The following is a 21,433-nucleotide window of genomic DNA, read 5'->3' as shown; positions in this document are numbered from 1 at the left end:
CGGGCGGCTAACGACAACTCACAGAGGTGACATATGGCATCGGTTGCGCAGCTCCTTCGCTCAAAAGCGTCACAGACAGTGTGGTCGACTCAGGCATCCGCTTCGGTTTACGACGCAATAGCGGTGATGGCTCACCGGAAGGTGGGCGCGCTGATCGTCGCACACCACGGTCGTATTGCCGGCATCGTGACAGAGCGTGACTACGCAAGAAAAATCGTTCTGATGGACCGCTCGTCGCGGCATACACCTGTGCGCGACATCATGTCGACGACTGTGCGCTACGTCAGTCCGGACCAGACAACCGAAGAATGCATGGCGCTCATGACGGCGGACCGGATCCGCTATCTGCCGGTCATTGCCGCAGCGCAGGTGATCGGCATGGTGTCGATCGGTGACCTCATCCAGAACCTGATTGTCGAGCAGGAACAGACCATTCAGCAGCTCGAGCACTATATCCACGGCAACAGCCTTCAGGCTGCCCAAAGCGGATTGCAGGCACGACGGGCTGCAAGTTTGACCAGTCAATAATATTACTGTTCGTAATGTTTTTGCGCGACCCGAGTGGCGCGCTATGCGGGCAGTTCCCTGACTTACCGAAAGAGGCTTCATATGTACACGCAGATCATCAATCGTCTTCGAAGTGCTGCCGGCGCGGTGACACGCGGAACAGCGGCGCTCGGTCTGGCCGGACTTCTTGCCCTTGGAGCCGTGGCCTCGAACGACGCCGAGGCGAAGCGCGTCGGCGGCAGTCAAAGCATTGGGCGACAGTCGCAGGCGGCGTCGCCGTCCGGCCAGGGGCAACGCAGCCAGCAGGCGCAACCCGCGCAGCAGGCAGGGCAGACACCAGCGGCCACCGGTGCTGGGCGCTGGATGGGCCCGCTCGCTGGTCTCGCCGCCGGCCTGGGCATTGCGGCGTTGCTCTCATCGTTCGGTCTGGCTGAAGGGCTGGCTCAAATGCTCTCGAATGCTTTGTTGATCGGCCTCGTGGTGCTCGCCGGCGTGATGCTGTTCCGCTTCATCGCCAATCGGCGTCGACCGAATCTGGCTTATTCAGGGGACCGGCAGCAAACGAATAACTCACCGTTTCTGAACCAGGTTGGACAATCGCGGCCTGACACGAACTTGCGCGACTGGCAACGAGCCGCGATGGGATCGACTGGCGCGGCGGGTAGCGTGAACGCACGGGAGCCCGCGCTCGCGGACCAGGCTGCATTTCTGGTAACGGCGAAGGCTATGTTCATGCGTCTTCAGGGCGCGTGGGACCGCAATGAGCAAGGCGATCTGTTCGAACTGACCACGCCCGAGATGTTCATGCGGCTCAAGCAGGACCTGGAGGCACGGGGCCACGAGCCGAGCCGTACGGATGTGACGCAACTCGAAGCCGAAGTGCTGGGCACGGAAGACACTGTTAATGAAACGCTGGTCAGCGTCCGCTTTTACGGGCAGATGCGGGAAGACGACGCGCAGACCGCCCAGCCGTTCCAGGAGATCTGGAACATCGTCAGGAGCACACAGGGCGACCAGGCATGGCGACTGGCGGGCATCCAGCAGATGGACCGCTAAAGAAACGCAGTTGGAACGCAGTTGAAACCGGCAGCGGCTTGCTGCCGGTTATTCCCTATCTACACCTCATTCTTGTCAGCCGATACTCGAGCGGCCGGACACTGTCAAAGAAGCCTACATCGAAGCCGTGGTCGCGTGATGTCTGGACAATGAATGTCTGGAGCGCTGCCGACAGGCGAACTGTGCGAGCCACAGACTCATTTTCGGAATGAAGCCAGGTGAACACGCAGGCGTTGACCTGCATCAACCGGCTGGCGTCTGGGTGAAATAGCCTGAGGTCAGTTATCCGCTGCCGCGATGCGGCGCGCTCGGCGATCTGACTGTCGGATACCCGGAGGTGGATGATGATCGATGCTGCATTCGCTAGACCACGCCGGTAAAAACCCTGCACGACATTCGAGGTTGCCGGAAATTACCTCGTTTACGCCTAAAACCGGAGACACGAAAAATGGAAGAAGATCTTGTTCAAAGGATAGAGTCGAATCCCAAGTACCGACAACTGGTGGCAACGCGTTCGTCGTACGGTTGGCTCCTGGCGGCAATGATGATGGTCGTCTACTACGGCTACATCCTGCTGGTTGCATTTGGCAAGAATCTGCTTTCCGCCAGGATTGGCTCGGGCGTGATGACCTGGGGCATCCCGATCGGGCTGTTCGTGATCGTTTTTACTGTGGCCATTACGGGAATCTACGTTCGGCGCGCCAACCGGGAATTCGATGACCTCACCGCTCAAATTCGCAGTGAGGTGCTGTGATGACTAAATTCCAACGTGGTTTGTGCGCATTGACGCTGTGTGCCGTGGCCGGCACGGTCTGGGCTGCAGGGGGTGACCTCGGCCAGTTGCAGAAGCAGCCGACCAACTGGACAGCGATATCGATGTTCGCTGTTTTTGTTGTGTTCACGCTGTTCATCACGAAGTGGGCCGCGAGCAAGACAAAATCGGCTGCAGAGTTCTACACGGCGGGTGGCGGAATTACGGGCTTCCAGAACGGGCTTGCCATCGCCGGTGACTATATGTCCGCTGCGTCGTTTCTCGGCATTTCGGCGGCGGTCTATTTGAATGGCTACGACGGACTGATCTATTCGATCGGCTTTCTGGTCGGATGGCCGGTCATTACCTTTCTGATGGCGGAGCGCCTGCGTAATCTTGGTCGCTTCACTTTCGCCGACGTTGCCGCATATCGTTTTCAACAGACGCCAATCCGCGTGTTCGCGGCATCCGGTACGCTGGTTGTGGTGGCGTTTTACCTGATCGCGCAGATGGTCGGCGCAGGCCAGTTGATCAAGCTGCTGTTCGGTCTGGAATACTGGGTCGCGGTTGTGATCGTCGGCAGTTTGATGATGGTCTATGTTCTGTTCGGTGGCATGACGGCGACCACATGGGTTCAGATCATCAAAGCGGGCTTGCTGCTGGCGGGCGCGAGCTTCATGGCATTCATGGTGCTGGCGCAGTTTCACTTCAATCCGGAAGCGCTGTTCGCCAAGGCGGTGGAGGTTCATGCGAAGAAGGACGCAATCATGGGTCCGGGCGCCTTTATCAAGGATCCGATTTCAGCGATCTCCTTCGGCATGGCGCTGATGTTCGGCACAGCAGGCCTGCCGCATATTCTGATGCGCTTCTTCACCGTGCCGAGCGCCAAGGAGGCGCGCAAGTCCGTGTTCTGGGCAACCACATGGATTGCCTACTTCTACCTGCTGACATTCATCATCGGCTTCGGCGCCATCGTTCTCGTCAGCACCAATCCGGTGTACAAGGATGCGCTCGGCGGGCTGCTGGGCGGCAACAACATGGCAGCCATCCATCTTGCGAACGCAGTGGGCGGCAACGTGTTCCTCGGCTTCATCTCCGCCGTGGCCTTCGCAACGATCCTCGCCGTTGTCGCCGGACTGACGCTATCCGGCGCTTCGGCGGTATCGCACGATCTCTACGCGACGGTGTTCAAGAAGGGTAAGGCCGCCAGCGAAAAGGAACTCGCTGTTTCGCGGATCACGACGGTAGCGCTGGGCATCGTGGCGGTGATCCTTGGCATTGCGTTCGAGAAGCAGAACATCGCCTTCATGGTCTCGCTGGCCTTTGCGATCGCGGCATCGGCAACGTTTCCGGTGCTGTTCATGTCGGTGTTGTGGAAGGATTGCACGACACGCGGCGCTACCATCGGCGGCTTTCTCGGGCTGGTGACAGCGGTTGGGCTGACGCTCGTCTCCAAGTCGGTGTGGGTGGATGTGCTCGGTCACAAGGATGCGATTTTCCCCTACACGTCGCCCGCTCTGTTTTCCATGACCGCGGGTTTTGTGGGGATCTGGCTGTTCTCGATTCTGGACAGGAGCGAGCGCGCACGTATCGACCGTGCGGGGTATCCGGCCCAGAAAGTCCGTTCGGAAACCGGTATCGGTGCGTCGGGCGCATCCGGCCATTGACCTGGGCGGACGCGGCACGAGAAGCCTCGAAATCATCCGGAGCTTCTCGTAACGCAACCGGGCGTTCATGGCGCGCAGCCGTCGTGACGCTATTGTTCAGGTACCCGCAATATCGCCGCTGCTGAAAGATGGTTCGCAAATCCTTTTGCGGGAGATGCCCATGTCGCATCGCGCCCTTGCCGGCCAGCGCCTGATCGCTTTGTTCGTGCTGGGCTGGCTGGTGTTCAACTATCCTTTGCTGGCGTTGTTCAACGACACGCGAACCTGGTTGGGCCTTCCGCTCCTGTACGGATATCTGTTCGCCGCGTGGGCGCTTTTCATCGTTTTGCTTGCCGCCATCGTCGAACAGGGGGCTTCGCGTAAAACATCCACGCGGGCCGTCGGATCCGAACCGGCATCGAAGGACTGAGATGCTGGACGGCTGGGTCATTGCACTGGCGTCGCTCGTCTATCTGGGTGTGCTGTTTGCAATCGCGTTTTATGGCGACCGGCGCGCGGATGCGGGCACGAGCATCATCAACAGCCCCTACGTCTACGCGCTGTCTCTCGCGGTCTACGCGAGTTCCTGGACGTACTATGGCAGCGTTGGTCGCGCGGCCAGAAGCGGCGTCGGCTTCATGCCGATTTATCTCGGCCCCACCCTGGTGGCGGCGCTGTGGTGGACCGTGTTGCGCAAGATGATCCGCATCAGCAAGAACAATCACATCACGTCGATTGCGGATTTCATGGCTTCGCGCTACGGCAAGAGCGCGCTGCTCGGCGGGCTCGTCACGCTGGTCGCGGTGGTCGGACTCGTGCCTTACATCGCGCTGCAACTGAAGGCCGTATCCGCCAGCGTCGCCGTCCTGACGCATGCCACCGGCATTGCCAGCGGGCGTGCCGAAGCAGGGCCCTGGTGGTCGGATCCAAGCCTATACATCGCGCTCCTCCTGGCGACGTTCACCATTGTGTTCGGAACGCGCCACCTCGATGCTTCCGAACGCCACGAAGGCATGGTCGCCGCGATCGCCTTCGAGTCTCTCGTGAAGCTCGTCGCGTTTCTAGCCGTAGGGGCGTTCGTCACGTTCGGAATCTACGATGGCTTTGGAGATCTGTTTGCGCGTGCGCAGGCGGTCCCCGCATTGAACGCCTTGCTGACGCTGCATGGCGGCGAGGCAGGCGCGGGCGGTGCGGCGCTTGGCAGTTGGGCGTCACTGATCGTGTTGTCGATGCTGTCGATCATGCTGCTGCCCCGCCAGTTCCAGATTGCCGTAGTGGAGAACATGGACGAAAACCACGTCGCGAAAGCCGTCTGGGTGCTGCCGCTGTATCTCCTCGCGATCAACGTCTTCGTGTTGCCGATTGCGTTCGGCGGAACGATGAATTTCTCCGGCGGTGCCGTGGACCCGGACATGTTCGTGCTGGCGCTGCCCATGCGTGCGCATCAACTGGCGCTCACGCTTTTCGTGTTCATCGGCGGGTTGTCGGCTGCGACCGGCATGGTGATCGTCGAAACCATCGCGCTCAGCACGATGGTCTGCAATGACATTGTGATGCCTGTGCTGTTACGCCTGCAATCACTGCAATCCGAGCGGCGCGCGAACTTCCCCGGACTGCTGCTCACGATCAGGCGCGCCGCGATCGTGCTGCTGATGATGCTTGGCTATGCCTATTTCCGGCTTGCCGGCGAAGCGTACGCGCTGGTCTCGATCGGCTTGATTTCGTTTGCGGCGGTCGCGCAGTTCGCGCCTGCGATGCTCGGGGCGATCTACTGGAAAAACGGCACCCGGCTCGGCGCGCTGACCGGCTTGAGCGCGGGATTCCTGCTATGGGCCTACACGCTCTTGCTACCTTCGTTTGCCGAATCCGGCTGGTTGCCGCGTGGCTTTCTCGCGCACGGACCGCTCGGCATCGAGTGGCTCAGGCCGCGGCAACTGTTCGGTCTGCACGGACTGGACGAAGTCTCGCATGCGCTTTTCTGGAGCATGCTGGCGAACGTCGCGGGCTTTGTCGGCGTGTCGCTCGCGAGCGGGCAGAGCGTGGTCGAAAAGACCCAGGCTGCCTTGTTCGTCGACGCCTATGCGCACACCGGCGACGTGCTCCGCCCGGACATCTGGCGCGGCAGCGCCTCGACCGAGGCGGTGCTTGAGCTGTTGCGGCGCTTCCTCGGTTCAGCTGCTGCCGACGACGCATACGCGCGCTTCCACCACGAACGTGGTGGCACGAACTCGCCCACCGCGGACGCCGACCTCGTGCGCTTCGCGGAGAGGCAACTTGCCGGGGCGATCGGCGCGGCGTCGGCGCGGGCGATGATAGCGACGGTCGTCGACGAGGAGCCGCTCGGGTTGAACGAAGTGATGGCGATACTGGATGAAACCTCTCAGGTCGTCGCCTACAGCCACCAGCTGGAGCAGAAGTCGCGCGAGCTGGAGAGTGCATCGGCGGAACTCAAGGCAGCCAACGCGCGGCTCAGCGAGCTCGACCGTATGAAGGACGATTTCATCTCGACGGTCACCCACGAATTGCGCACACCGCTCACGTCGATCCGCGCGTTCTCGGAAATCCTGCGCGAGCATCCCGATCTGCCGGCCGCGAAGCGCGGCGAATACCTCGATATCGTGATCAAGGAGAGTGAGCGGCTCACGCGGCTCATCAACAATGTGCTTGACCTCGCCAAGATGGAATCGGGCAGCGCGCAATGGCATGCCGAGCCGCTCGACCTGAAGCAGGTCATCGAAGACGCGGTGAACGCTACCCGCCAGATTTTCGCCGAACAACGCATTGCGCTCGAACTGGACCTGCCGGCCGCGGTGCCGCTTGTATTGGGCGATCACGACCGTCTGATGCAGGTGGTGCTCAATCTGCTGTCAAATGCGGCGAAGTTCTGCGACCGTGCCGGCGGGCGCGTCGCGGTGCGGCTCGTCCGGGTGGGCGCAGCGTTACGCGTCGAGGTGCGCGACAACGGTCCCGGCGTGCGTGCGCAGGATAGGGAACTCATCTTCGAGAAGTTCCGGCAGGGAGGCGACACGATCAGCGGCAAGCCGCAGGGCACCGGCCTCGGACTGCCGATCAGCCGCGAAATCGTCCGTCATTTCGGTGGTACGCTGAGGTTGGAAAGTGCGCTGGGAGAGCCGGGAGAAGTAGAGGGCGCCGTGTTCGTGTTCACGCTACCTCTCGCGAGCGCGAAGGAGACAACGTCATGACCTATAAAGTCCTCATCGTGGACGACGAACCGAACATCGTCATCTCGCTGGAATTCCTGATGACCGAGTGTGGCTACGAAGTGGCGATTGCGCGGGACGGAGCGCAAGCCCTTGAGCAGATGGCCGCGTTCCAACCCGACCTCGTGCTGCTCGATGTCATGCTGCCGTTGCGCAACGGCTTCGAGGTCTGTCAGACGATTCGCGAAAACAGCGCATGGAATCGAACGAAGGTGGTGATGTTGTCGGCGAAGAGCCGCGACCTCGAGGTGAGCAAGGGCCTCGCGCTCGGTGCCGATGCGTACATCACCAAGCCGTTCTCCACGAGGGAACTGGTCGAGCAGGTGCGTTCGCTGCTCGCTCGGCATGACCGAAGCGACGAATGATCGTCACAATGATCGCCAGACGTCGGTTTGGCATCGCATTGACGCTGCTGTTCGCAGTGCAGGTGCTTATTGGCGCCGCGATTCTTGCGTCTCTCGCGCTCGACATCCCCAACGCGCAGCGCGCGTGGTTGCGCGAGATGCTGCTGCAACGGGCCGCGGTCTGGATCGCCCTCTCAACGCTGCTGCTGTTCGCACTGGGCTTCGGCCTGAAAGCGCTGTTCGACGCCTATATCACACCGGTCGCGCGACTGGCTGAAGACGCCGTGCTGCTCGCGGCCAACCCTGGGCACCGCATCACGGTGCGGGGCGCGCGCGACGTGCGCGTTCTCGTCGAGAAGCTGAACGCGCTTGCCGCCGCACATCAAACGCTGCACAGCGACGTACAGGAAAAAATCGAACTCGCGAGCCGAGCGCTCGCCGAAGAAAAGAACCGGCTCGCTGCGCTCATGGCGGAACTCGCGCTGAGCGTCCTGGTGTGCAATATCGACGGGCGTATCCTGCTTTTCAACACTCGCGCGAGGCAATTGCTGCGAACCGGCCATCAGGGCGTCTCGGCCATCGGGCTTGGGCGCTCGGTTTTCGGCGTGATCGAGAGCGGTCTCGTCCTGCACGCGCTGGAACAAATCCAGCACCAGTTGCAGGACCCGCGCGACGACATGGCGCCACCCGTATGCTCCTTCGTTGCCACGCTCGCGGATGGGCAAATCGTGCGCGCGCACATGGCGCCCGTGTTCGATAGCGTCCGCGCACTCAATGGCTTCGTGCTGACGCTGGAAGACATTACGCGCCACGTCGAGGCGGATAACCGGCGCGACGCACTGGTGCAGTCGCTGACGCAAGACACGCGGGCAACGCTCGCGAATATCCGCGCGGCGGTCGAGACCATCCAGACCTTTCCGGACATGAGCGGCGCGAAGCGGACTCAGTTCACCGCCATCATCGGCGACGAATCGATGCGCCTCGCCGCTCAGATCGAGCGCGCGGTGCAGCAGGGCAGCAACGCTACGGACAGCCGTCGGGAACTCGAAGACATGCGTGGCACTGACCTGATCGCTTTACTGCTGCGGCGCATCGGGGGGCCATCACTGCGCGTCACGGCCGGCGACACCATCGACGCCACCTTGTGGCTCAGGGTCGACAGTTACGCATTGACGCAGGCGCTCGCCTATCTATCGCGGCGGCTCGCGGCTGACGCGGGCGTGACCGAACTGCGCTTCGATTTGCAGCGCGCCGATCGGTTGGCGCATCTGGATCTCGTCTGGAGCGGCGCGCCGTTGCCCGCCGACACGTTAAGGGCGTGGGAGCACGCACCGCTTCCGGTCAGTGCTGGCGGCCTGGCGCTTACGCTGAATTCGGTGATCGCGCGCCACGGCGGCGAATCGGTATATCGTTGCGAGCCGGCCGAGGGCAGGGCGCGCTACCGCGTGATGCTGCAAGCCGCCGAACCCCGGAGTGCGTTCGATATTGCACCGCCGCCGACAGGCCGGCCCGAATTCTACGATTTCGATCTTTTTCATCAGCCGGGACAGAGCGCCGAGATCGATCAGTGCCTGCTCTCGCAACTCAGCTATACGGTGTTCGACACCGAGACCACCGGGCTCGATCCCGCCGCGGGCGACGAAATCATCTCTATCGGCGCCTTGCGCATCGTCAATGGACGATTGCTCCAGCAGGAAACGTTCGACCGGCTGATCGAGCCAAGAGGCGAGCTGAGCGCCGAATCGACCCGTATTCACGGCCTCACCCACGCGATGCTCAAGGGACAGCCGCGGGTCGAAGCAGTGCTGCCGCAGTTCCGCGATTTTGCGGCGGACACCGTGCTCGTCGCGCACAACGCCGCGTTCGACATGCGATTTCTGCAAATGCTCGAAGCGAGGACCGGCGTGGCGTTCAGGCAGCCGGTCCTCGATACGCTGCTCCTGTCGCAGGTGATCCACCCTCATCAGCCCGGGCACTCGCTCGAGGCGATCGCCGCGCGCCTCGGCGTGCCGGTGATCGGCCGGCACACCGCGCTCGGCGACGCCATCGTCACCGGCGAGGTGTTCCTGCGGATGATCCCCTTGCTGGCGGAGAAAGGCATAGTCACGCTAAAAGATGCCCGCGATGCCGCGCAGCAGACCCTTTACGCGCGAATCCGCTACTGAGGAGTGCACACTCGATGGATGATTCCGCCACCTCCGGGCCCGATGCTGTTTTCGACCCGCAAACCGTCGCGGGTCGCGCGCTCGCGCACGACCTGCGACACGCTCATCGCAGCATAGCCGACGCGAACGATGCCGCGTCTTTGCAACTGGCCGCTGCGACGGTGCGCAGGCTCGTGCATTGCGCGGTCGGCGAGGCGGCTCCGGCACCGCTCACCGGACTTTTCTCCACGCTGAACGACCAGATCACGCGCCGCGCAATCGAGTTGACCTGCGCCGGGACACGCATGCAGGAAGCGCGCTGGTGCTGGATCGCGCTGGGCAGCGAAGGGCGTCAGGAACAGACGCTGTCGAGCGACCAGGACAACGGCATCATTTTCGCTGGCAGCGGTGGCGCCACGGCCCTGCGCAAACAACTGTTGCCGCTTGCGCTGCGCATCAATGAAGCGCTCGATGCCTGCGGCTTTCCCTTGTGCACCGGGCAGATCATGGCGAGCAATCCGCAGTGGTGTCTCGACCTGCACGAATGGCGGGAGCGCTTCGCGACATGGATCAGCGAGGGCGACCCGCAGGCGCTCCTTAACGCGAGCATTTTCTTCGACCTGCGCCCCCTCTATGGCGCCTTCGATCTGGCCGAGGCGCTCGCCGACTGGCTCGAAGAGATCGCGCCGGACAATCCGCGCTTTCTTTACCAGATGGCGGAGAACGCATTGCGGCGCAAGGCGCCGCTCGGCGTGGTGCGTGACTTCGTGGTCGAGAAGGGGGGCGAATTCGCCGGCACGCTCGATCTCAAACTGCACGCCGCGACGCTGTTCGTCGACGCGGCCCGGATCTACGGCCTCGCCCTTGGCGCCCGCACGAGCAATACGGCGGATCGCTTTCGACGGGCTGGAGAGGCGCAACGCCTGGATCAGCGCGACGTGGATTCCTGGATACAGGCGTTTTATTTCATCCAGAAGCTGCGCCTCGAAAATCAGCAGCGCTGTTATGAGCGTGGCTTGCCCATGCACAATCACGTCCATCCAGACGAACTGGGCCCGCTGACACGGCACGCTCTGCTCGACACGCTTCGCCAGGCGCGTGCCTTACAAAAGCGCCTGGCCTTGGACTACCTCGACACGGGTCGAGGGCTTTGAGCAAACCCAGCGACTTGACGCGCAGATAGAACGCAATCCGGCGCGTCCCGAGCACATCATCACCGAGTCGGGCGTGGGATACCGGCTGGTCGGCGTGCTTTGAATTTCACGGGATTTTTATGCGGTCTGCTGCAATCGTTTCGCGCTCTTTACGAGGTCCTCCGTATACTGAGTGACTGGTTTTTCGACGTGGAAAAACCGCGAAATTGGCAGGGGTTCATATGGCATTCAAACAAACCAAGGGCGGTATGACCGTCGAGGCTTGCGTGTTTCCCGCTCCGGGGCACATGTTCAAAGGCGCCTTGCGCGTAACGACCATCAGACACGACAAACAGATCCAGCAGATCACCGGGCGCGGCTGCGGACGGCCGATGCCCAGTTCCGCGCAAGCGCTGGCATTGGCCGAACTCGAAGCGCGCCGCGTGCTCGGCGTCTGACAAGCCATGACACCGTCACGACAGGCCATGATGTTCAGGGGGCTGTGCAAGCTCATCGCCATCGTTTTCGTCACCAACCAGGTTCTCACAACGCTTTTCACGTACGCCACCCAGCAACTCGACGCCGCGTTGCCGTCCGACTCCCTGTGGATTTTCAGCTGTCTGACCTGCGGGCTGGTGACGCTGTGGTTGCAGTCCGACGCGCGGCGCGCATTCGGCTTCGCGCGGGAAAAGGGTTTTGTGAAGACCGGCGCCGACGGCAAGCGGGATCTGCAGATCGCCGCGGACTGCCCGAAGCGCTGGCTCGTGATCCTGCATGTCGAACTCAATCCGGCGGCGATCCAGGCATAACGGCGGACTGGCCGTATCTCGGCGGGCCGCGTAAAAAGGCTGATACTTTTTACACGGCGTTAATGCGGCGTTAGCTAAGCTCGAGTTACACACTGATCGACCCCCGGGATTTCTCGATGATACGAATGCTGATTCCCGTCCTCGACCATAGCGGCGCCGTCGAGGCTGCGCGCTACGCCGCGTTCATGTTCCTCGAGCGTGGCGTCACGGAGGTCGAACTGCTGGAAGTCCTCGAACCGGTCGGGGAGGGGCGGGCGGCAGCCTTCCACTCACGTAGCTCCCTCTTGCGTCACGAGAAGCAGATCATGCTGAAAGCGTTGATCGACGCCCGCACGATTCTCGAAGAAGCCGGTGTGCCCTACCGCTGGAAACGCGTCTTCGGCCACCGCACGAAAGCGGTTGCGGATTACGCGGCCACGACCCGGCCCGACGTGATGGTGATCGACGCGAGCCATATGGGCTTCTTTCGCAGGCTGGCCGTGCTCGCGTCGCTGTCGAGGCGCACGTTCACGCCGGTGACGATGGTGCATTGAATGGCAACAAAACCGGCCTAGTGCGACACCTGCTGTTGTCCCGGTTTCCGAGGGTCGGCAAGCTCACTGTCGGACCATCCGCCGCCCAGATCGCCGATCAACGACGCCGCGTCGAGCAGCCGTGTTTGCTGCACGTTCAACGCGGTCTGCTGAAGGTTCAACTGCGTGGCCTGCGCGGTCGCGACGGTTGTAAAGTCCACCGTGCCAGCCTGGTATTCATTGCGCGCGATCTCGGTGCCGCGCGTCGCGTCGCGTACCGCGCGCTCCAGCACCTCGGCTTGCTGCGCGAGGATACGCAAGCCGGCGAGGTCGTTCTCCACGCCCTGAAACGCCGTCAACACCGTGCCGCGATAATTGGCTAGCGCCGCGTCGTAAGACGCTTTGGCCGCGTCGACCTGCGCGCTGCGCTGCCCACCGTCGAACAGCGTCTCGCTCGCCTGGCCGCCCAACGACCAGACATAGTTGGCGATATGCAACAGGCCGTTCAACGGCGACTGCGTGAAACCGTCCAGCGCGGATAGCGAAATAGTCGGGTAATAGGCGGCGACGGCCACCCCGATCGCGGCGTTCTGTGCCGCCATTTGCCGCTCGGCGGCGGCAATGTCGGGCCGGCGCTCCAATAGCGTGGATGGCACGCTGACCGGAATGGACGGCAGCGTCGGCAGCGTGGTGTTCGTGGGCACGTCCAGTTCTTCCGGATTCCTGCCGACCAGCACGGCGATCGCATGAACGTATTGAGCGCGCGCGACACCCAGCGCAATCAGACTCGATTGGGCCGACTCCAGTTGCGTTTGCGCGCTCACCAGATCGGAGGGCGGCACGGTGCCGGCCTTGTCCTGCTCCGCGACCACGCGCAACGATTGCTCGAACGCCTCGACGGTGTGCTTGAGCAAGTCGATATTGACATCCGTCACGCGTAGATCGATCACCGCGTTGGCGAGCGCGATCTGTTCGGAAAGTGTCGCGTTGGCGAGCGTTGCCTGGCTTGCCTGCGCGGTCGCGGCGCTTTCCTCGATATTGCGGCGCACGAGGCCCCATAGGTCGGGCGCCCAGCTCGCGTTGGCTTCGAGCGAGCCGGCGTTGTTGATGCGCTGGAAGCTGCTCGCGCCCGCACCGCCCAGCAGACTGCTGCTCAGATTGCCCGTCGAAGAACGTTCGCGGGTCGCCGATCCGGTAATGCCGATGGTGGGGAACAGGGCGCTGCGCGCGAGCCGCACTTCGGCCAGCGCCTGCTGGTAGTTCGCATAGCTCTGGCGCACGGTCTGGTTCGACACCGACACGAGCGGTTCGAGTTCGTTGATGAGCGGGTCGTTGAAGGCGGTCCACCAGTCTCCCTTCGGGCGTTCGGCGGCAGGCTGCGCCTCGGTCCAGCCGGGCAGTTCTTTCCACGCGGCGGGCGTCGCGACGGGCGGCCGATGGTAATCCGGGCCGACCATGCAGCCGCCCGTCAACACGGTCGATAACGCCAGCAATGCGCCGGCGAGTCTGGTGGGGGAGATCGTCTTCATCATGCGCTCGTATCCGGTGCTTCTCCGCGGCGATTCCATGGCAGGCGCGCGGACCATTTCGCGAGTCGCGCGCGTAGCCGGTCGAGGTACAGGTAGATCACCGGCGTCGTGTACAACGTGAACACCTGGCTCACGAGCAGGCCACCCATGACCGTCACCCCGAGCGGCTGGCGCAACGATGCGCCCTGACCGATGCCGATCGCAAGCGGCACCGCGCCCAGCACGGCGGCCGCGGTCGTCATCATGATCGGGCGCAGCCGCACCACGGCGGCCTGGTGAATCGCATCGCGCGCATTCATGCCTTCATGGCGTTGCAGCTGGATCGCGACGTCGACCATCATGATGCCGTTTTTCTTGACGATGCCGATCAGAAGGATGATGCCGATCATCGCGATCACCGAAAACGGCGTGCCGAAAATCAGCAGCGCGAGGGTCGCACCGATGCCGGCCGACGGCAGCGTCGACAGGATCGTGAGCGGGTGAACCGTATTCTCATACAGCACGCCGAGCACGAGGTAGACCACCACCAATGCCGCGAGAATCAGCAGCGGGACGGCGCCCATGGACTGCGCGTAGGCCTGCGCGGCGCGCGCGAACGCGCCGTGCACCGACGCGGGCATGCCGATGTCGCGCTCGGCCTGCGCAATGAGCTGGCCGGCTTCGCTCAAGGATCCGCCAGCCGGCAGATTGAACGAGATGGTGCCGGCCACGAGGCCGCTCTGGTGATTCACCTGGGTGGCGGTGTGGCTGTTCGAGAAGGTCATCATGGCGGCGAGCGGGACCATGGTTTCGGCCGCGGTGCTGTCGGCGCTGCCGCTGGAATTGCCGCCCTTGCTGTTAGAGATGCTGTTGGTCTGCTGGTTCGCTTCGGCGTCGGCGTTCTGCGAGTTGGTATTGGCACTGGCACTTGACGCGCTGCTGACGGCCGCCGTCTGCTGCATGGCTTTGACGGTGGCGCGGGACATCTGCGTTTGCTGCGTGCCGTTCGCGTTGCCGGCGGCCGTGCTGAGGAAGATCTGGTTGAGCGCCTGCGGATACTGCCAGTAGGCCGGCGCGACCTCCATCACCACGAAGTACTGGTTCAGAGCGTTGTAGATGGTGGACACGGTGCGCTGGCCGAAGGCGTCATACAGCACGTTGTCGATCTGATTCGGCTGGAAGCCGTAACGCGCGGCGCTCGCGCGGCTGAAATTCACGTAGGTCTGCAAGCCGTTCTGCTGGAGGTCCGAGTTCACGTCTTCCAGTTTCCCGCGATATTTGCCGAGTTCGGTGACGAGTTTCGGCACCCATGTGAAGAGCGCGTTCGCGTCGTCGCTGGTCAGGGTGTACTGATATTCGGCCGCGGCCTGGCGCCCGCCGATCTGCAGATCCTGCTGCGCCTGCAGGAAAAGCCGCGCGCCCGACACGGCATTGAGCCTGGGGCGCAGCCGGTTGACCACCTCCGTCGCCGACAGATGGCGTTGCGCGAGCGGCTTGAGTTCGATGAAGACGTTGGCCGTGTTCAGCGCGCGCCCGCCGGTGAAGCCCGCCACCGACGCCACCGCCGGGTCCTGCTTCACGATCGCCTGCAATTGCGCGAGCTTCTTTTCCATGGCGTTGAACGACACGCTCTGATCGGCAATGATCTGGCCGATCAGGATGCCGGTGTCCTGTTCCGGAAAGAACGTCCCGGATAGCAGACGGACCAGGAACACGTTGAGCACGAGCAGGCCGATCAAGAGCAGGACGACCGCGAGCGCATGATCGAGCGCCGCCGCGAGCGAGCGGGCATAGGCGTTCTTGAAGCGCTCGAACTGCGCCTCGGCCCAGCGCGCCCAGCGCGCCTCTACATGCATCGTGCGCTCGCGGCTGAGCAGGTAGGCGCACATGACCGGCGTGATGGTCAGCGAAATCAGCAGCGAGAGCAGGATCGCAATCGAGAGCGTGACGGCGAACTCATGAAACAGCAGCCCGACAATGCCGGGCATCAACAGGATCGGCAGAAACACCGCGATTAGCGAGAGGCTCATCGAGATCACCGTGAAGCCGACCTCGGCGCTGCCGCGCAGCGCGGCTTCCTTGGGATCGAGCCCGGCTTCGAGATGACGCACGATGTTCTCCAGCACCACCACGGCGTCGTCGACCACGAAGCCGGTGCCGATCGTCAACGCCATCAGCGAGAGGTTGTCGATGCTATAGCCGAGCAGATACATCGGTCCGAACGAACCGACGATCGACAGCGGCAGCGCGACCGCCGGAATCAGCGTGGCGCGCGGCGACAGCAGGAACACGAAGACCACGCCCACTACCAGCAGCACGGCGATGAACAGCGTGCGCTCGGTGTCGGCCACCGAGGCCCGCACCGACTCCGAGCGGTCGATCGCGACGTTCACGTGGATCGCGCTCGGCAACGCGGCTTCGATGATCGGCAGGCGCGACTGGATCTGCTGGACCGTCTGCACCACGTTGCTGCCCGGCGTCGGATAGACGATCACGAGCACGGCCGACTTGCCGTTGTAGAGCCCGGCGTTGCGGATGTTCTCATTCGAATCGCGCACCTGAGCGACGTCGCGCAGCAGGACGGGCGCGCCGTCGCGATATGCGATTACCACGTCGCGATAGGGCGCGGCCTTGCTGATCTGGTCGTTCGACGTGACCACATATCGCTGCTCGCCCTGGTCGATATGACCTTTCGCGCTATTCGCGTTTGCCGCGCCGATCGCGGCGCGCACGTCTTCCAGGCCGATGCCGTAGCTGTTCAGCTTGCCGGGTTCCAGTTCGACGCGCACCGAGGGCAATGCGCCGCCGCCGAGCGTGATCTGCCCGACGCCGTCGACCTGCGATAGCTGCTGCTGGATCACCGAATCGGCGGAGTCGTAGAGCTGGGCTTTGGTGAGCGTGTCCGAGGTCAGCGCGAGCACCATGATCGGTGCGCCGGCCGGGTTGTACTGGCGGTAGGTGGGATTGCTGCGCAGCGTGGTGGGCAGGTCGGCGCGCGCGGCCTGGATGGCGGCCTGCACGTCGCGCGCCGCGCCGTTGATATCGCGGTTCAGACCGAACACGACGATGATCATCGACGAGCCCACGTAACTGATCGAGGTGAGCTGGTTCACGTCGGCGATGGTGGCAAGGCGCCGCTCCAGCGGCTCGGCGACCGTGGCGGCCATGATCTCGGGACTCGCGCCCGCCATGTTCGCCTGCAGTGCGATCACCGGAAACGCAATGTTCGGCAGCGGCGCGACCGGCAGGCGGAAATAGGCGAGCGCGCCGGATATCAGGATCGCGACCGCCAGCAGCGCGGTCGCCACCGGGCGCCGGATGAAGAGCGCCGAGAGGTTCACGGCGTATTCTCCGGCGGCGCGGCCGCGCCTTCGCTGGCCGCGCGGCGCCGGCTGTTCACGCGCTGCGCGAGGCGGTCGAAGAACAGATAGATCACCGGCGTCGTGAACAGCGTCAGCACCTGGCTGAGCATGAGCCCGCCGATGATCGCGAGGCCGAGCGGCCGGCGCAGTTCCGAGCCGGTGCCGGTGCCGAGCAGCATGGGCAGCGCGCCGAGCATGGCCGCGAGCGTGGTCATCAGGATCGGCCGGAAGCGCAGCAGCGACGCTTCGAAAATCGCTTCATGCGCCGGCTTGCCATGCACGCGCTCCGCTTCGAGCGCGAAGTCCACCATCATGATCGCGTTCTTCTTGACGATGCCGATCAGCAGCACGATCCCGATGATGCCGATCACGTCGAGATCGTTGCCCGCGATCATCAACGCGAGCAGGGCGCCGATGCCGGCCGACGGCAGCGTCGAGAGAATCGTCACCGGGTGGATATAGCTTTCGTACAGCACGCCGAGCACGATATACACGGCGACGAGCGCGGCGATCAGCAGATACACCTCGCTCGTGAGCGAATCTTCGAATGCCTGCGCCGCGCCCTGGAAAGACGACGTGATCGACGGCGGCAGGTTCACCGCGCGCTCGGCGTCGCGGATCTGCGCGACCGCGGCGCTCAGCGACGCGTCCTGCGCGAGGTTGAACGAGATCGTCACCGCCGGGAACTGGGCGAGATGGCTGATCATCAGCGGCGATTGCGTGATGCTGATCTTCGCGATGCCCGACAGCGGCACCTGGCCGCTGCTGCTCGTTTGGCTCGGCAGATACAGGTTGCCGATCGACTGCACGGTGGGCAGCGTTTCGGGCTTCGCCACGAGAATCACGCGATATTGGTTGGACTGCTGAAAGATGGTCGAGACGATGCGCTGGCCGAGCGCGTCGTACAGTGCGTTGTCGATCGTGGCCGCGGTGATGCCATAGCGCGCGGCGAGTTGCCGGTTCACTTCGACGTTCACGCTCAGACCGTTGGTGTTCAGGTCGCTCGTGACGTCCGTGATCGCGGGAATCTGCTTCATGCGCGCGATCAGCGCGGGCACGTACTGATTGAAGGCCTGCTGGTTCGGCCCGCGCAACACGAAGTTGTACTGGTTGCGTGAGATCGAGGTGTCGAGCGTCAGGTCCTGTTCCGGTTGCAGATACAGCCGAATGCCGGGCACCTCGGCGACTTCCTGCTGGATCCGGCGGCCGATTTCCGCGGCGCTCGCCGAGCGGTCGTCGCGCGGGCGCAGATTGATCAGGAAGCGGCCGTTGTTGAGCGTCGGATTGGTCCCGTCGATGCCGACATAGGAGGTGAGCGACACCACGTCGGGGTCCTTCAGGATCGCATCGGCGAGAGCGCTCTGACGCCGGACCATCGACGTGTACGACACCGAGTTGTCGGCCACGCTGATGCCCTGGATCACGCCGACGTCCTGCACCGGGAACAGGCCCTTCGGAATCACGATATACAGGATCGCGGTAAGCGCGACGGTGACGAGTGCGACCACCAGCGTGAGCGTCTGGTGATCGAGCACCCAGCGCAGGCCGCGTTCGTACGCCGCGAGCGTTTTGTCGAACAGGCCTTCGCTGAACCGCTCGAAGCGGCTTGGGTGGCGCTGCGCCTGCGCGCGCAGGAGACGCGCGCATAGCATCGGCACGACGGTCAGCGAGACCACTGCCGAAATCACGATCGTTACCGCGAGTGTGATCGCGAATTCGCTGAACAGCCGGCCGATCACGCCGCCCATGAACAGCAGCGGGATCAACACTGCGATCAGCGAGACCGTCAGCGAGAGAATCGTGAAGCCGATCTGCCCGGCGCCTTCGAGCGCGGCTTCGAGCGGCGTCTTGCCTTCCTCCAGATAGCGCACGATGTTCTCGATCATCACGATCGAATCGTCGACGACGAAACCGGTCGCGATGATCAGCGCCATCAGCGAGAGGTTGTCGATCGAATAGTTGAGCTGGTACATCACCGCGAGCGTGCCGATCAGCGACACGGGCACGGAGATGCTCGGAATGATCGTGGCGGGCACGTTGCGCAGGAACACGAAAATCACCAGCACGACGAGCACCACGGCGAGCACGAGTTCGAACGCGGCGTCCGAGACAGACGAGCGGATCACGCCCGTGGTGTTCGCCACCACCGTGACTTGCAGGCCGGCGGGCAGCGTCGATTCGAGCGCCGGCAACTGCTTCATGATCTGGTTCACCGTAGCGATCACGTTCGCGCCCGGCTGGCGCTGCACGTTCAGCACGATGGCCGGCGTGCGGTTGTACCACGCCCCGCGCTCGACGTCCTGCGCGGCCTGGCTCACGCGCGCGACATCGCGCAGATACACCGGCGCGCCGTTCTGATAGGCGATCACGGTGGCCAGGTAGTCTTGCGGGTCGACGATCTGATCGTTCGCGTTGATCGTGTAGTCGAGTTCCGGTCCGTCGAAATTCCCTTTTGGCTGGCTCACATTGACGTTGGCGAGCAAGGTGCGCAGATCGTCGAGATTCAGGCCGTAGGCGGCGAGCTTCTGCGGGTCCGCTTCAACTCGCACGGCCGGTACGTTGCCGCCGGCGGTCGTGACGAGACCGACGCCGGAGACTTCGGAGATCTTCGTGGCGAGGCGATTGTTGGCGGTGTCCTGCAACTGCGTGAGCGACATGGACTTCGACGTGACCGCGAGCGTGAGGATCGGCTGATCGGCCGGGTTGACCTTCGCGTAGGTGGGCGGCGCGGGCAGCCCGGTCGGCAAAAAACTGTTGGCGGCGTTGATGGCCTGCTGCACGTTCTGTTCGGCAATGTCGAGACTCAGCGAGAGATCGAATTGCAGCGTGATTACCGACGCGCCTTCCGAACTGTACGAGACCATCTGCTGCAAGCCCGGAATCTCGCCGAGTTGCACTTCGAGCGGCGCCGTGACGGTGGTCGCCATCACGTTCGGGCTGGCGCCCGGGTAGAAGGTCTGGACCTGGATGGTCGGATAGTCGACGTCGGGCAGCGAGGAAACCGGCAGGAAGCGCACCGCGACCAGGCCGACGAGCACGAGCGCGACCATCAGCAGCGACGTCGCCACGGGCCGGAGGATGAACAGGCGGGAGAAGTTCATCGGCGGGTCGGCGGACTACGAAGCCATGGACGCCGCGCCGGGCGCTGCCGCCGCCGGCGTGCCGCTCGCGGCGGACGCGGGCGCCGCAGCCGGCGTCGCGCCTGAAGCGGCTGGCGGGCCCGAAGCCGGCGTTGCGCCTGAAGCGCCCGAAGTGCCCGCAGCCGGCCGGGCCGCGGATGCCTTGATCTTCACGCCGTCGCTCAAGCGGTCCATGCCGTCGGTCACGACCACGTTGCCGGCGGCGAGCCCTGACGTAATCACCGTGTGCTGGCCATCGCCCGGTCCGAGCGTGACCTTGCGCACCGATACCGTATTGTCGGCGTTGACCAGATACACGTAGTCGCCCGGCGCGCCGTTCTGCACCGCGGGCGTCGGCACCAGCACCACGTCTTGCAGCGTGTCGACCAGCAGCTTGACGTTGACGAACTCGTTGGGGAACAGCGCTTCATCGTCATTGGCGAACGACGCGCGCAGCGTGACCGTGCCGGTCGCCGTCGCCATCTGGTTGTTGATCGCGTACAGCGTGCCGGTCGCGAGCTGACGGGAGTTGTCGCTGCTGAACACCGTGACGGGGAGCTGCGCGCCTGCGTTGGTGCGGCGCAGCACCTTGTCGAGCGCGGTTTGCGGCACCGTGAACTGGACCGTGGTCGGCTTCATCGTCGTGATGACGGCAATGCCCGGCTGGCTCGACGCGGTGACGTAGTTGCCCGGATCGACGAGGCGCAGTCCGACGCGGCCCGCCACCGGCGCGGTGATATGGCAGTAGATCAGGTCGAGCGCGAATTGGGCGATGTTGGCTTCGTCGGCCTTGATCGCCGCTTCGTCCTGCTGGACGAGAAATTTCTGATCCGCATAGGTCTGCTCGGCGATCGACTTGCGCTCGTTCAGTTGCGTATAGCGCGCGAGATCGGCGCGCGCCTGGGCGAGCGCCGCCTTGTCCTTGGCGAGTTGAGCTTCGGCCTGGCGCTTGCTGATTTCGTATTGGCGCGGATCGATTTGCGCGAGGAATTGACCTTTCTGCACGTCCTGCCCTTCGCGGTAGCCGACGGCGGTCAAGTAGCCGCTCAGTTGCGGCAAGACGGTGACGGTGGCGACGGGCGTGACCGTGCCCAGCTCGCTCAGGATTTCCGGCATCGATCCGGTGGTTGCGGCGGCGACCGTCACGACCTGGGGCGCTACAGTGGGTTTGGGCGCCTTCGAGCGCAGCAGATGGAACGCCACCAGCGCGATCAGCGCCAGCAGCACGACCGCGAGTACGAGGCGGCCTCTTCGGGGGCGCCTCGCCTGGATTGACGGCGCTTCGCTCATGACCGCCTCCCGCGGGACTCGTGGCACCCGG

Annotated in this window: 16 protein-coding genes; 12 read left to right on the top strand and 4 right to left on the bottom strand. The window is 63.6% G+C overall.

The annotated features are described in order from the left end of the window. Nucleotides 1–33: 33 nt before the first annotated feature. The 12 genes from AC57B1_RS05135 to AC57B1_RS05080 all read left to right on the top strand — a co-directional run bounded on the left by AC57B1_RS05135 (nucleotide 34) and on the right by AC57B1_RS05080 (nucleotide 12,144). A complete protein-coding gene (locus AC57B1_RS05135) occupies nucleotides 34–528 on the top strand; it encodes a CBS domain-containing protein (RefSeq protein WP_091802377.1) in 495 nt (164 codons plus the stop codon). Between the two features lie 81 nt (nucleotides 529–609). Further along, on the top strand, nucleotides 610–1,563 hold the full coding sequence (locus tag AC57B1_RS05130; protein ID WP_496416852.1) for a Tim44 domain-containing protein: 954 nt from the start codon (nucleotides 610–612) through the stop codon (nucleotides 1,561–1,563). A 448-nt stretch (nucleotides 1,564–2,011) separates the two neighbouring features. After that, nucleotides 2,012–2,317 carry a DUF485 domain-containing protein gene (locus tag AC57B1_RS05125; RefSeq protein WP_091802368.1) on the top strand — a complete coding sequence of 102 codons (306 nt, stop codon included), beginning with the start codon at nucleotides 2,012–2,014 and terminating at the stop codon, nucleotides 2,315–2,317. After that, nucleotides 2,317–3,981: a cation acetate symporter gene (locus AC57B1_RS05120; RefSeq protein WP_177205110.1), complete on the top strand. Its 1,665-nt coding sequence runs from the start codon at nucleotides 2,317–2,319 to the stop codon at nucleotides 3,979–3,981. The genes AC57B1_RS05125 and AC57B1_RS05120 overlap by 1 nt, the downstream gene beginning before the upstream one ends. Before the next feature lie 67 nt (nucleotides 3,982–4,048). After that, complete coding sequence (locus tag AC57B1_RS05115) at nucleotides 4,049–4,390, top strand: hypothetical protein (protein WP_496416851.1); 342 nt, start codon at nucleotides 4,049–4,051, stop codon at nucleotides 4,388–4,390. A gap of 1 nt (nucleotide 4,391) precedes the next feature. After that, entirely contained in the window at nucleotides 4,392–7,163 is a 2,772-nt protein-coding gene (locus tag AC57B1_RS05110) for an ATP-binding protein (RefSeq protein WP_496416850.1), read from the top strand. Beyond that, nucleotides 7,160–7,546 carry a response regulator transcription factor gene (locus tag AC57B1_RS05105; protein ID WP_496416849.1) on the top strand — a complete coding sequence of 129 codons (387 nt, stop codon included), beginning with the start codon at nucleotides 7,160–7,162 and terminating at the stop codon, nucleotides 7,544–7,546. Before AC57B1_RS05110 ends, AC57B1_RS05105 begins: the two co-directional genes overlap by 4 nt. 8 nt (nucleotides 7,547–7,554) lie before the next feature. Continuing rightward, complete coding sequence (locus AC57B1_RS05100; RefSeq protein ID WP_496416848.1) at nucleotides 7,555–9,690, top strand: 3'-5' exonuclease; 2,136 nt, start codon at nucleotides 7,555–7,557, stop codon at nucleotides 9,688–9,690. A 14-nt stretch (nucleotides 9,691–9,704) separates the two neighbouring features. Next, nucleotides 9,705–10,823: a DUF294 nucleotidyltransferase-like domain-containing protein gene (locus AC57B1_RS05095; protein WP_408348363.1), complete on the top strand. Its 1,119-nt coding sequence runs from the start codon at nucleotides 9,705–9,707 to the stop codon at nucleotides 10,821–10,823. A 221-nt stretch (nucleotides 10,824–11,044) separates the two neighbouring features. Continuing rightward, complete coding sequence (locus tag AC57B1_RS05090) at nucleotides 11,045–11,260, top strand: hypothetical protein (RefSeq protein WP_408348366.1); 216 nt, start codon at nucleotides 11,045–11,047, stop codon at nucleotides 11,258–11,260. 6 nt (nucleotides 11,261–11,266) lie between these two features. Next, nucleotides 11,267–11,611 (top strand): hypothetical protein, encoded by a 345-nt coding sequence (locus tag AC57B1_RS05085; RefSeq protein WP_496416847.1) that lies wholly within the window; start codon nucleotides 11,267–11,269, stop codon nucleotides 11,609–11,611. Between the two features lie 125 nt (nucleotides 11,612–11,736). After that, entirely contained in the window at nucleotides 11,737–12,144 is a 408-nt protein-coding gene (locus tag AC57B1_RS05080) for a universal stress protein (protein ID WP_496416846.1), read from the top strand. A gap of 17 nt (nucleotides 12,145–12,161) precedes the next feature. Here the strand turns inward: AC57B1_RS05080 and AC57B1_RS05075 are convergent, their stop codons facing one another. The 4 genes from AC57B1_RS05075 to AC57B1_RS05060 are packed head-to-tail and all read right to left on the bottom strand — an operon-like array spanning nucleotide 12,162 to nucleotide 21,402. Continuing rightward, a complete protein-coding gene (locus AC57B1_RS05075; RefSeq protein ID WP_496416845.1) occupies nucleotides 12,162–13,655 on the bottom strand; it encodes an efflux transporter outer membrane subunit in 1,494 nt (497 codons plus the stop codon). Further along, nucleotides 13,652–16,972 carry an efflux RND transporter permease subunit gene (locus AC57B1_RS05070; protein ID WP_496416844.1) on the bottom strand — a complete coding sequence of 1,107 codons (3,321 nt, stop codon included), beginning with the start codon at nucleotides 16,970–16,972 and terminating at the stop codon, nucleotides 13,652–13,654. Before AC57B1_RS05070 ends, AC57B1_RS05075 begins: the two co-directional genes overlap by 4 nt. Beyond that, entirely contained in the window at nucleotides 16,969–20,094 is a 3,126-nt protein-coding gene (locus AC57B1_RS05065; RefSeq protein WP_408181904.1) for an efflux RND transporter permease subunit, read from the bottom strand. Before AC57B1_RS05065 ends, AC57B1_RS05070 begins: the two co-directional genes overlap by 4 nt. 15 nt (nucleotides 20,095–20,109) lie before the next feature. Beyond that, nucleotides 20,110–21,402 carry an efflux RND transporter periplasmic adaptor subunit gene (locus AC57B1_RS05060; RefSeq protein ID WP_496416843.1) on the bottom strand — a complete coding sequence of 431 codons (1,293 nt, stop codon included), beginning with the start codon at nucleotides 21,400–21,402 and terminating at the stop codon, nucleotides 20,110–20,112. Between the last annotated feature and the right edge of the window lie 31 nt (nucleotides 21,403–21,433).

The sequence above is a fragment of the Paraburkholderia sp. BGA-UO-ETr-F21 genome (genome assembly GCF_059567925.1).
The sequence above is the reverse complement of the archived record's forward strand: the minus strand, read 5'-3'. Positions and strand labels throughout refer to the sequence as shown.

Excerpts from the sequence above, each read along its gene's own strand:
- AC57B1_RS05085 (WP_496416847.1), top strand. The coding sequence starts at position 11,267 with ATGACACCGTCACGACAGGCCATGATGTTCAGGGGGCTGTGCAAGCTC.
- AC57B1_RS05060 (WP_496416843.1), bottom strand. The coding sequence starts at position 21,402 with ATGAGCGAAGCGCCGTCAATCCAGGCGAGGCGCCCCCGAAGAGGCCGC.
- AC57B1_RS05090 (WP_408348366.1), top strand. The coding sequence starts at position 11,045 with ATGGCATTCAAACAAACCAAGGGCGGTATGACCGTCGAGGCTTGCGTG.
- AC57B1_RS05120 (WP_177205110.1), top strand. The coding sequence starts at position 2,317 with ATGACTAAATTCCAACGTGGTTTGTGCGCATTGACGCTGTGTGCCGTG.
- AC57B1_RS05100 (WP_496416848.1), top strand. The coding sequence starts at position 7,555 with ATGATCGCCAGACGTCGGTTTGGCATCGCATTGACGCTGCTGTTCGCA.
- AC57B1_RS05080 (WP_496416846.1), top strand. The coding sequence starts at position 11,737 with ATGCTGATTCCCGTCCTCGACCATAGCGGCGCCGTCGAGGCTGCGCGC.
- AC57B1_RS05125 (WP_091802368.1), top strand. The coding sequence starts at position 2,012 with ATGGAAGAAGATCTTGTTCAAAGGATAGAGTCGAATCCCAAGTACCGA.
- AC57B1_RS05095 (WP_408348363.1), top strand. The coding sequence starts at position 9,705 with ATGGATGATTCCGCCACCTCCGGGCCCGATGCTGTTTTCGACCCGCAA.
- AC57B1_RS05075 (WP_496416845.1), bottom strand. The coding sequence starts at position 13,655 with ATGATGAAGACGATCTCCCCCACCAGACTCGCCGGCGCATTGCTGGCG.
- AC57B1_RS05105 (WP_496416849.1), top strand. The coding sequence starts at position 7,160 with ATGACCTATAAAGTCCTCATCGTGGACGACGAACCGAACATCGTCATC.
- AC57B1_RS05135 (WP_091802377.1), top strand. The coding sequence starts at position 34 with ATGGCATCGGTTGCGCAGCTCCTTCGCTCAAAAGCGTCACAGACAGTG.
- AC57B1_RS05130 (WP_496416852.1), top strand. The coding sequence starts at position 610 with ATGTACACGCAGATCATCAATCGTCTTCGAAGTGCTGCCGGCGCGGTG.
- AC57B1_RS05115 (WP_496416851.1), top strand. The coding sequence starts at position 4,049 with ATGGCGCGCAGCCGTCGTGACGCTATTGTTCAGGTACCCGCAATATCG.
- AC57B1_RS05065 (WP_408181904.1), bottom strand. The coding sequence starts at position 20,094 with ATGAACTTCTCCCGCCTGTTCATCCTCCGGCCCGTGGCGACGTCGCTG.
- AC57B1_RS05110 (WP_496416850.1), top strand. The coding sequence starts at position 4,392 with ATGCTGGACGGCTGGGTCATTGCACTGGCGTCGCTCGTCTATCTGGGT.